9 protein-coding genes and 1 pseudogene are annotated in these 11,093 nt (G+C 37.7%); 6 read left to right on the forward strand and 4 right to left on the reverse strand.

Annotated elements, in window-relative coordinates; all coding sequences use genetic code 11:
• Positions 1-839 precede the first annotated feature (839 nt).
• Both FNW02_RS31825 and FNW02_RS31830 read left to right on the forward strand, forming a co-directional pair.
• Positions 840-1,529, forward strand: a complete 690-nt coding sequence (locus tag FNW02_RS31825) for a cysteine peptidase family C39 domain-containing protein (RefSeq protein ID WP_191761438.1) — start codon at positions 840-842, stop codon at positions 1,527-1,529.
• A gap of 1,104 nt (positions 1,530-2,633) precedes the next feature.
• Positions 2,634-2,972 carry a HetP family heterocyst commitment protein gene (locus FNW02_RS31830; protein WP_191761439.1) on the forward strand — a complete coding sequence of 113 codons (339 nt, stop codon included), beginning with the start codon at positions 2,634-2,636 and terminating at the stop codon, positions 2,970-2,972.
• 1,088 nt (positions 2,973-4,060) lie between these two features.
• Here the strand turns inward: FNW02_RS31830 and FNW02_RS39120 are convergent.
• Both FNW02_RS39120 and FNW02_RS40270 read right to left on the reverse strand, forming a co-directional pair.
• On the reverse strand, positions 4,061-4,315 hold the full coding sequence (locus FNW02_RS39120; protein WP_225226045.1) for a hypothetical protein: 255 nt from the start codon (positions 4,313-4,315) through the stop codon (positions 4,061-4,063).
• A 22-nt stretch (positions 4,316-4,337) separates the two neighbouring features.
• A pseudogene (locus FNW02_RS40270) lies at positions 4,338-4,490 on the reverse strand (DUF4278 domain-containing protein); the annotation flags it as partial.
• Positions 4,491-4,588: 98 nt separating this feature from the next.
• Between FNW02_RS40270 and FNW02_RS31840 the strand changes: the two are divergent.
• Positions 4,589-4,936, forward strand: coding sequence for a type II toxin-antitoxin system HicB family antitoxin (locus tag FNW02_RS31840; RefSeq protein WP_431356832.1), 348 nt, complete (start codon positions 4,589-4,591; stop codon positions 4,934-4,936).
• Positions 4,937-4,964: 28 nt separating this feature from the next.
• Entirely contained in the window at positions 4,965-6,092 is a 1,128-nt protein-coding gene (locus FNW02_RS31845) for a succinylglutamate desuccinylase/aspartoacylase family protein (protein ID WP_191761440.1), read from the forward strand.
• Between the two features lie 98 nt (positions 6,093-6,190).
• On the opposite strand, the gene FNW02_RS31850 is transcribed toward FNW02_RS31845, so the two are convergent.
• Positions 6,191-7,273, reverse strand: a complete 1,083-nt coding sequence (locus FNW02_RS31850) for an ATP-dependent 6-phosphofructokinase (RefSeq protein ID WP_191761447.1) — start codon at positions 7,271-7,273, stop codon at positions 6,191-6,193.
• 281 nt (positions 7,274-7,554) lie between these two features.
• Between FNW02_RS31850 and era the strand changes: the two genes are divergently transcribed.
• Together era and FNW02_RS31860 are read left to right on the forward strand one after the other, a co-directional pair.
• Entirely contained in the window at positions 7,555-8,529 is a 975-nt protein-coding gene (era, locus tag FNW02_RS31855; RefSeq protein WP_191761441.1) for a GTPase Era, read from the forward strand.
• A gap of 328 nt (positions 8,530-8,857) precedes the next feature.
• On the forward strand, positions 8,858-9,535 hold the full coding sequence (locus FNW02_RS31860; RefSeq protein WP_191761442.1) for a response regulator: 678 nt from the start codon (positions 8,858-8,860) through the stop codon (positions 9,533-9,535).
• Positions 9,536-10,049: 514 nt separating this feature from the next.
• Here FNW02_RS31860 and FNW02_RS31870 read toward each other — a convergent pair.
• The gene (locus tag FNW02_RS31870) at positions 10,050-10,748 is read right to left on the reverse strand and encodes a Crp/Fnr family transcriptional regulator (RefSeq protein ID WP_191761443.1); all 699 of its coding nucleotides are present in this window, start codon (positions 10,746-10,748) and stop codon (positions 10,050-10,052) included.
• Between the last annotated feature and the right edge of the window lie 345 nt (positions 10,749-11,093).

Here is an 11,093-nt window from a genome sequence, read left to right on the forward strand (position 1 = left end):
AACCAAGAGCATTTTAAATCTCAACAGTGGTCAGTTGTAATTACTACTAACCACTGCTGATGAACTCTTATAGAGCAGAGGTTCTAGGCATTTGCTAACAACGCTCTTAAGCTTGACGACTACGTTATTAGTGTACTCAATCGCCGGGTAATCTAACTTGAAATTTGCAACTTTAGATACAAACAGATGTACATAGATGTTTTAATATATGCGCTTCAAAATGTACCTGATATTCATCTAAGAAAGCAGAGATTACATCTGAGATTTTATTTTCCGGGTGTTTCCGGAAACGAAAGAAAATTTAAGTAATGGTAAGAGTTGAAAGATTTAGAACTCCAGACTACTGGTTAAAAAAATGCCAAGATCACCAGAACTAACCCCAAAAACTCCTAATATTTCCCAGATTGTGTTGACAATTGACAAATTTCAACTGGAAAAAATTGTTTTGCAAGCAATCTCAACTTAAAAATTAGACAATTCAAGAAATGAATACTGGATAAAGTGTGAAATGTTTATTGACGACAACAATCGAAGTCAGATGATTAATACTCTGGTATAAACACAGTAAACAGTTGGGGAATTTAAACCCGCCAGATAGCGCCTGCCACTAATCGGCTTTGGGTTATTAGTTTTCAGTTAGAAGTACTCGCCCCCTTAGTGGTTATCCTTAAACCCAATTATCTTAACTGTTTACTGTTTACCGTTTACTGTTAACTGTTAAAAACAGGCTGTTGGAATGATGTGAAACCCAATCAGTCAGATATTTATCAACTTTTTTGCCCTCTAACTGCTCGCCTCACACAAGTTAAGAAGCTTACCTAAAAAACCGAAATTAAACCATGAACTCCTCTTCGTCATTAAGAGTTCAGGGAGAGCTGAAATATACAAATAACCAGCAGTCTCCCACTCCGAAAGTTGCTATCTTCAAATTTTTGAGGTTAGTAATAGGGGATACAAGCCTAGAGTCAGAATTTAGCCAAGTTTGGGTTCTCTATGAGTTTCAACTTGGTGACAAGCTGGCTAGCTACAATCAAGATGGGATTGAAGACAGTAGCAGTTTTCTTTACCTAAAACTTCTTCTTATCCCAAAATCAAACAGTCTGGTAGCCATTCGGGCTGCACCAGTTGACTTCCAAAACAGGAACAAGCCTCGTTCAATAACTAAACTGTGGCGTCCCTATGCCCTTATTCAACAGCAAAATTCATTAGATTTCAGCGCGGTGTATTTAGCGATGATTAGCCAATACTGGGACATGCGCTTGCGCCTAAATAATCTGCGAAACTTAGCGGGGGTAAAACGTATGGGTGCGTTTCTCCAGGGTTTAGCAGAGGTAGCCCAAATTTTAGGATATGAAGTGCTAGCGGTAAGGGCGAGCTTGAGTAAGCTGGACTCATATTATAACCCTTGGATAGCTCATTGGCAAGAAACTCTTGATGTAATTGTTTGGCTTAAAGGCGATCGCGTATTGCGTGATCACGCGATAGGTAAGCGATGGTTCTCGCGCCCAGTATTTGAAGCATTGCTTTAAAAACACGGCGTCAATACCTACTGGACATCAGGAACTTATGAGCAATTAACAGTTTTTCTTAGCTCAACTACAAGTGCATCTGTAATTTGACTTTCATCATTGGCTTGGATTTAGGAAATAGACATAAATAATATTTCACATTGTTGAGTTGCATGTAAGCCATAAATTAGCTAAGGCTATACAGTTTAAATGGCTATATTTTCATTGGTTAAAACATCTCTATACAGATGTTTTACTGTATTTTATTGTCACTAGATTAAAATTTTTAATCTTAGTATCATTAATTTATAAATTAAACAATTTATCATCTTTTTTTTACTGATTATTACTTAGGAAATAATCAGATAAGTTGACTGTGTTTATTAAATATCTATAGCTGTAAGCCTTGTCAATCAGGGCTTTTTTGTATGCACAACAGTTTTTTATATATGCTATGTGAAAATATTTTCAATAATTATGTCAAGTAATAGTTTTTTAGTTTTAACTATCTCACTGCCAAATTGAAGGGTGTTACACCTCATAGTTAATAACAAATTTTCTAGTATATTAAAGATAATCAAAGTTCCAAATAATAGTAAGTGAGGGGTAACACCCCCCATAAATTCGCAAAAATGGACAAACTTAAAAGTTGCACAATACATAAGGAAGTTTTTAAATATGTTCAGTAAATTTGATTCATGAACATGCTAAGTTAGCAGATGAAATTAAGGGTAATGAAATAGTATAAATACGAATACTGCTCTTAATTTTCAAAGATAAATAATTTTTCTCTACTAGACTAAAAAATGTGCAGCTTTACCGGAAACTTCTTAATCAGTAAGAAATGTTATATACAGGTAGTCAATTAGAGAGAATTACTTGAATTAGAAGTTTGGAAATTTAAATAGGACAAAACTGCATCTATTAAAAACCATACCAAGGTTTCGATCTTGCTAGTCACATGACAAGACAAGAAGTAAATTTTTACCTTTCACTCACTAACAAGCAAAAGCTACAGCCGAAAAGCAACCAGTAACAATTTCCTTGATTAATCGGGGAAAATCTGGAGAATTACGGTTGAGCAGCCAACAAACTTAATTAAAAACAGCAAGACCACTAAATACTATGAATCAAAACGTTCCTGGCATTAGTAGCAACTCGGACAAGACAATGAAAAATCAACATTTTGATAAAGTAGTAGAAGCAATTCTTGCCGGAAAGTATTCCTGGGCATGTGTTTTAATGCTGCGATTTGCTGGTTACAATCCTCTACATTACATTCCCTACCGCACATACAACCGATTACTCAAAGAAAACACTCAAGCTAGTAGGTCAAATCAACAGCAAAATGAAAATATAAAAATAGTCAAACATTCTAATGATTCCAGATCTGATAGTAATGTTTCACCAAGCTGCTTAAGCAAAATTAAAGATTTAGCTTATCTTGAAGTAGTCGGAAAGTAAAAAATAAAAATCCGTGGTAGCAGTTTAGATCAAAATAATTTAGGTGAGAATATCATCTATAAATCAGCAATTGAAACTCAATACGCTTGGTGTTAGCGCCAAGCGTATTGATTTATATAATTATTAAATTAATCTCCTAGATAAAATGTTATTATTATTACATTTAACTACGTAAGCGTGTAGTAGTCAACAAAGTATTATATATGAGTATGGGATGTAATAAATTTCGTCAGCTATCTTCAAAAATCTGCCAAAATGGCAAATATATACTGATGAAATACTTTAAATTAAAAATAACAACTTAAACAAAAAGACAGAGGTACTTGGCAAACAAATTAATTTTCTACTTATGACTGTGAAATACATCACACTGATTGCTAAAACAGTCAGTATTTCATGGATTAGATAGCTTCTACACCAAAACCGACGATCTAACTATTGCTGTTGGTGGTTCTTTTTCCGAGGAAGTCTGAGCTAAAAGAATTTGGAGCGACTACTTCCCAGAAGTCCGGGCGGAACTTCGGAAGTCAATCCATTTGTATGTCTTCCGTCGGTGGCAAACGGCGAAAGCATAGCTTATAAAACTTTCTATACTAAGGTTGGTGTTACTTGAGTTTAAAAAGCTCACTTTTAGCACCAGCACGAAGAACGGAAATAGAAAAGTTGTAGTTAAATTATTGTTATGGCTTGTAGAATTTAAAGCTAATACACTTCTGTTTTGGCTAACATAATCCTAGTCCTCCTAACCAGGATTATGTCTGCTTTGTAAATTAGCAATTTATATAGCAACTACTGGAAGCTATTCAAATTTTTTAGCTTCCAGTTTTTTCATGAAGATAATATCAATTAGATGGTGTAATATATTGCTATTGACACCAATGGGCAATGCTGTGCCCCTACGAGAAATCTATATGTATCAAGAATTTCGTGAAATGGTATAACAAGATTTTCACAGATTATGTTTCTCCTTTAAAGCTTCCCATCTGGCTTGATCTGGTTCAAAATCATGAGGCGCAGGTTATGTCTTTTCAAACCAGCCTTGCAAAGCTTTAATTTTTGTTTGTCTTTTAGGCTTTTCTGGCTGTGACTCAGTAGAAGTTTCCAAGGATGGAATCTGGCTGCAAAATAATGACTTCCACTTTACCAGGAGCAATATTCAGAGGTTCGTCAATAATTAAATGACCTGATTCATCAATTGTTGCGTTTAAATGGTAGGCTTGCATACTTCTGTCCCTTTTTGTTTCTAGAAAAAACACTGCTGTAAAAGGTGCGTAGGCGTAGCCCGTCGTAAACATCGCAGTTCCGAATAACTGGCTTGTAGTGGTCAATATCGTGACATTCATAAGCAACACCGCGATATTTATCCTTAACATTACGATTTTTATTATCAATATCGTGACATTCATAAGCAACACCGCGATATTTATCCTTAACATTACGATTTTTATTATCAATACCGTGATATTCATAAGCAACACCGCGATATTTATCCTTAACATTACAATTTTTATTATCAATACCGTGATATTCATAAGCAACATTGCGACATTTGTCCTTAACATCGCGATATTTAGGCTTATGCTTATGTAATAGCTAGCAATACTTAAATAAAACTTATGAATGAGCAACACATGAAAGGAAACAATATTTATTGTTGCCAACTTAACGTGAAACCCTTTAAAAACTTTCTAGGTAAAATGTTAACTAACTATATTCAAGCAGCTTTGCACCGGGCTACTTATGAACTTTTAGATGATGGCACTTTTTATGCAGAAGTACCTGGTTTACAAGGATTATATGCCAATGCCTCCACACTTGAAGTTTGCACAGAAGAGTTAAAAGATTCTTTGGAAGAGTGGATTGTGTTAGGGCTTCAGTTAGGGCATAGTTTACCTGTATTAGATAGAATTTCCCTTTTTTTTAATAAGGATGTAGCTTTTAATTCAGTACAAATACAGCCATAATTTACTCAAATTATCACTAAATTGTTTCATGCTGCCAGTTATTGAAAGCATTGTATTACGTCAAATGGCTTCGGGCGATCGCTTATACTTACAACTATACAAATTCATTGGCGCTCGACCCGGTAAAAAGGTTTATATTCAATCTAATCTGCACGGTGCAGAGATTGCTGGTAATGCTGTTATTCACCAACTAATTGAGTTTTTGCTAACTCTAAATAATGCTGATTTAACTGGAGAAATTTGGCTGGTTCCTGTTTGTAATCCAATGGGTACAAATGAACGCGCTCAGCATTTCTCTCCTGGGCGGTATTGTGTTTACGAAGCCAAAGACTGGAACCGAATATTTTGGGACTATGAAAAAGAAGCTAATGACTTAATAGCTTTTACTAAATCTCAACTTTATGTTGATAAAGAGGTCGTTAGACAAAATTATTTAACTCTAATTCAAGAACAATTTGCCAAACTTCTAGAAAAAATTAGTTCTCCTAGTAGCGTACCTTACACTGAAAGGTTTCGCTACCAATTACAATCTTTAAGTTTAGATGCAGACTACTTAATTGATTTACACAGTTCTACAAATAAAGCATTAGACTACCTTTATTACTTCCGTAATCGCGAAGATAGTGCAAAATACTTCCTGTTAGATTTTGGAATTTTACTTGATAAGTATGATGGGGATGCTTTTGATGAGGCGTTTATTAAACCTTGGTTAGCACTGGAAGCTTCTTTTAAAGAGTTTGGTCGAGATATCAGGTTTGATATGGAAGCTTGGACACTGGAATTAGGAACAGGAATGCAAATGAATCCTGATTCGGTCGCCAAAGGTGTCCGGGGTGTGAAAAACTATTTAGTGCAAAAAGCTGTATTGCAAATCCCTGATTTCTCACATAACACAAAAACCCATGAAATGACTTTTGCGTCTAGCAGTAACAGAAAAAAATATTATGCGATCGCAGGTGGTATGATTCAATCCAGAATTGAATTAGGTAGCTTAGTCAAAGCTGGAGAAAAACTTTATCAAATTCTTAGTTTTAATAAAGAAGGTAAGTTACCAAACGTAATTGATGTCTGCGCTCAGCAGGACGGTTTAGTTTATGATGTCGCAATTAATCAAGCTGTGAATGAAGGCGAGTTTGTACTGGGAATTGTTAGTTAGGAGTTAGGAGACAGGAGACAGGAGACAGGAGACAGGAGTCAAGGGTCAATTGTAATTTTTCTTCCCCCACTCCTCCACTCCTCTACTCAGCACTAAATTTAGTCGCCTAAATAAATACCCATACCGCGAGCGGTTTTAACCAAAGTACCATTGGGATTGACGGCGCTATATTGAGCGATCGCTTCTGTAATTGGTACACTTAATACTCGGCGATTTTGCCATGTTACCATGTGATCGTATTTACCTTCTGCAATGAGATTAACCGCTGCAACGCCAAACACGGTTGCAACTAATCTATCCAATGGTGAAGCGGTTCCACCACGTTGAATGTGTCCTAAAACTGTGACTCGCGTTTCTACGCCAATATGCTGGATGATTTTATCGGCTAAGTATTCACCAATTCCACCATATCGAGATTGACCTAAGCGATTTGTAATCGTCACATTTTCCCCATCTTGGGTACGAACTGCTTCAGAAACAATAATCAAACAATAGTTTTTGCCTTTTTCTTGGCGTTCTTTGATTTTGTGGCAAATGTGATCAACTGTGTAGGGTATTTCGGGAATTAAAATTACGTTTGCTCCTCCAGCAATTCCCGCAGCTATTGCTATGTGTCCTGCATCACGCCCCATAACTTCTAAAATCATGACTCGGCTATGACTAGCAGCGGTAAAATGTAAACGATCTAAGGCTTCTGTGGCAATATTGACCGCTGTATCAAAACCGATAGCATGTTCAGTCACGCCAATATCGTTATCAATAGTTTTGGGAATACCAACTAGGTTAATACCGCCTTGTTGCGCTAAACGACGGAGAATTGCTAAACTACCATCGCCACCAATCCCAATCAAAGCGTCTAACCTTAGTTCATGGTAGCCTGCAATGATTTCTTTGGAGCGATCGCATACACTTCCATCTGGCATCGGAAAGGCAAAAGGATCGCCTTTATTGGTTGTACCCAACATTGTGCCACCCGCAGTTAATAGCGAGTCTACTTGATCAATTTCTAGCTTTGTGGCTTGCGGCGGATGTGCCATTAATCCTAGAGTAGCTTGACGAATTCCCAAAACCTCCCAGTCGTAGGTATTCACGGCACAATTTACTACAGCTCTAATGACAGCATTTAAGCCAGAACAATCTCCTCCACTAGTCAGAATTCCAATGCGTTTGCGTTCTCCCATATCTTTTTTTGACATTTTGATCCAAATATATTTAGTAGTAGATTAAACTTAAGCCAGGGTTAGTAGTAGATTAAACTCAGCAAAAGTTCTTTCTGTAAATGCCAAAGTAATTTTATGTTTGTTTTGTGTCTAAAAACAAAACAAAGTTATCTCAGCTGTAAAATATAAGTGTAGAACCAGTAGTAGATTAAACGTAAGTAAAAAGCAATCCCCGAAAATATAGGGTGATTTTATGCTTGTTTCGTGTATAAGAAAAAACCAAGTTATCCCAACTGTAAAATATGAGGGTGGAGCCAAAGGTGACTAGTATTGATAATTACAACTTCTCTTTTTCAGGAGAAGTCACAATTCCCCAGGCTCCTCCTGAATTTAGATCAGGTTTTATCGGCATTATTGGGCGTCCTAATGTCGGTAAATCTACTTTAATGAATCAATTAGTAGGGCAGAAAATTGCCATAACATCACCGATAGCACAAACTACACGTAACCGTTTGCGTGGTATTTTAACCACACCAGAGGCGCAGTTAATTTTTGTAGATACACCAGGAATTCATAAACCCCATCATCAATTGGGAGAAGTTTTGGTACAGAATGCCAAAATTGCCATTGAATCTGTAGATGTAATATTGTTTGTAGTAGATGGTTCGGTAGCCTGTGGCGCAGGCGATCGCTATATTGCTGATTTGCTATGTCGCAGCAAAACACCGCTAATTGTGGGTGTAAATAAAAGCGATCAACAACCTCAAGATTCTCAACTTCTAGATGATACTTACGCTGAAATGGCTAAGTTTCATGAATGGGAAATCGTAAAATTTTCTGCCAAGACTAGTGCAGGATTACCACAACTTCAAAAATTATTAATTGGACATTTAGAAACGGGCCCTTTATACTATCCGCCTGACTTGGTAACTGATCAGCCAGAACGCTTCATTATGGGCGAATTAATCCGAGAACAAATTTTATTGTTAACTCGTGAGGAAGTGCCTCATTCAGTGGCGATCGCCATTGATTTAGTAGAAGAAACTCCCAGTATTACTCGTGTACTCGCAACTATAAATGTCGAGCGCGATTCCCAAAAAGGAATACTAATTGGTAAAGGTGGATCGATGCTCAAAGCAATTGGTAGCGCAGCTCGTGAACAAATCCAAAAATTAATTGCTGGCAAAGTTTACCTGGAACTATTTGTGAAAGTCCAGCCAAAATGGCGGCATTCTAGGATAAGTTTAGCAGAGTTAGGCTACCGCGTGGAAGAATAGGAAAATCAGTTAACATAATTCGTAATTGATAATTTGTAATTCGTAGTTACAATCAGTGTTAGCTCTGAACCCACCACTCTTTTACAAAGTTAAGATCGCGCCCGCTTCCGGCGCTCTTACTTTGCGCTGATTGAAGCCCACCAAATTTTTGATTTGGTGGGGGCTATGACACGAAGTAATTACGAATTACGAATTACGAATTAGTAATTATTTGGTCAAGAGCATCGAAGTTCTGTTTGCCGGAAGCCGGCGTTTAGACTTCTCTCAAGGTCAAAATTAATCACTTCTGTCTCCTGACTTTTGTCTCCTAAACTTCTAACTGATAAAAATGTCTCCAAATACTGGTTATCCTTTAAATTTACCTGCTAATGCTTCCCCATTGCGGGTGTTGATTGTTGAGGATGATCCGATGATGCAACTGGGACTAGAGCAATCGCTCATGGCCCATCCCCAATTAGAGATTGTTGGACAAGCAGAAGATGGCTATTTGGGAGTCCAAGCAGCACTGCGACTGAAGCCTGATTTAGTTGTTATGGATATTGGATTACCGCGACTCGATGGAATTGCAGCGACACAGCAAATTAAGGCTGCACTACCGACAACTCACGTAGTGATGCTAACATCCCACACAACAGAGACAGAAATTATTGCTGCACTGTCTAGCGGTGCAGATGCATATTGTATCAAAGGTGCAAGTGTAGAAAGGCTATTGAGTGCGATCGCCGCCGCAGTTGATGGAGCAGCCTATCTCGATCCTCAAATTGCTCGGCGAGTAATTGATAATCTTAAACCGCCTTCACCTACCAGTAACGCTGCTAACTTGTCCGGGCGTGAATTAGAAGTATTGAAACTCATGGTAGACGGGTTGAGCAATCCAGAGATCGCCCAAAAACTCTATCTCAGTCCCAACACTGTTAAAACTCACGTCAGAGGGATTATGAACAAACTAGCAGTTGACGATCGCGTCCAAGCAGCAGTTGTCGCGCTCCGTTCTGGTTTGGTTTGATTAGGCTTTTATAATCTCAAGCACGTTTATCATGTTTATATAGTTGAGGACGCACAAATGTGCATCTTCACTAAAGCCGATTTATTTGTTGCAAAGTTTTTTGAAAATGATCTATTAAAAACTATTGGGGTCTAAATTAACAGGAAATAAAAAAATTTCCTTACCTGCTAACTTTGCTTGGTGATATAGCAAAATTGCTTTTCCCAAGTAACAATATTTAATTGGAACCCACCCGTCATTATAAAAATAGACTGTCACTCGGCTCATTGCAGACTGTTCCATCGGCAATGGAATGTGCCAGGACGAGTCCATAATTATTTGAACCTTACCTGTCGAGTCCATGCTTTGAACCTCACCTGTGTTAGGTATATTTACTCTGACTGATTTAGAGTAGTTCTCGCAACTATCATAAGTAAGAAGTCATCTCACTCTTATGATTAAGCTGAACTTCTCCCCCATTTAAATATACTAAACATACCGAAAAAGCTTATAGTGTTCATTAGCAGTATTCCGCCTATTCTATGTCTCCAGAAGCGATCGCATCTAATTTCTGGGCATCAAGTATCGTAATCTGACCACCCCGACTATAAGCAACTACTGAGTTAATACTTTTAATTAAACGCACGCATTCTTCATAAGTAATTCCACTACTCCGAGCCATCCGGTAGTAAGATAATTTGACTTTTAAAGATGTACCTTGGGGACTTGATTTAGTTCCAAATTCGGTAGCAAAATATTGAATTAACCTAGCAAGACGAACAATAGCTCTTTCAGAAACTAATCCGTGAACTGTTTCATGAAGTAGCTGAATCCGAGTGTTAAAAATCATCAGCATCCGTAAGGCAATATCAGGATTTTGTTGAATAGCTTTTAATAAAGCATCTCGCTGGATACTGAGAATTTCACAATCAGATTCAGCAGTTACAGTCGCCGGAGAAATTCCATTTCCTAATAAGGCAGGTGCAGCAAAAATTTCACCAGCAGCCAAGGCGCGGAGAATAGTTTCTTTTCCTGTTGTTGCTATTTTAGTAACTTGAATTGAGCCGCTGACAACAGCATATAACTTTGCTGGTAAGCGATCGCCCTCGTGCAAAATAATCTCCCCTTTGGGATGGTGTTGCACCAAAGTGTGAGGTTGCAAACTTTTTTGATCTGCTGTTTCTAAACCTGCAAACACGATAATTTGTGAAAGTTGTTCAAGGGATGCCTGCATAAGGCTAATTCGTAATTCGTAATTCGTAATTCGTAATGACGTTCCTGCGGACGCTCGTTCCTCGCTATCGCTTCGCTAACGCTAACGCTGCGCTAACGTAATTCGTAATTAAGAGGCGTTAGATTTGACAGTTATCAGTTTTTTCTGACCACTGTTTTAATCTAGGTTTCCAGGTTTGAATTGGTGTGGGACTTCTCCCGTGTGGAGAATTGTATAAGTAGTAGTCAACCAAGAAAATTATGACAGGTGTAAATTAGGATATAACCGTTGGAATTTCACTCTGGCATCTGAAGCTGCAAAACGCCAATCGATTTTAGCTTTCTGCTGGTTACGCTCCTTTTCCCA

Origin of the sequence: Komarekiella delphini-convector SJRDD-AB1 (genome assembly GCF_014831675.1) — a bacterium.
Lineage (GTDB): Bacteria > Cyanobacteriota > Cyanobacteriia > Cyanobacteriales > Nostocaceae > Komarekiella.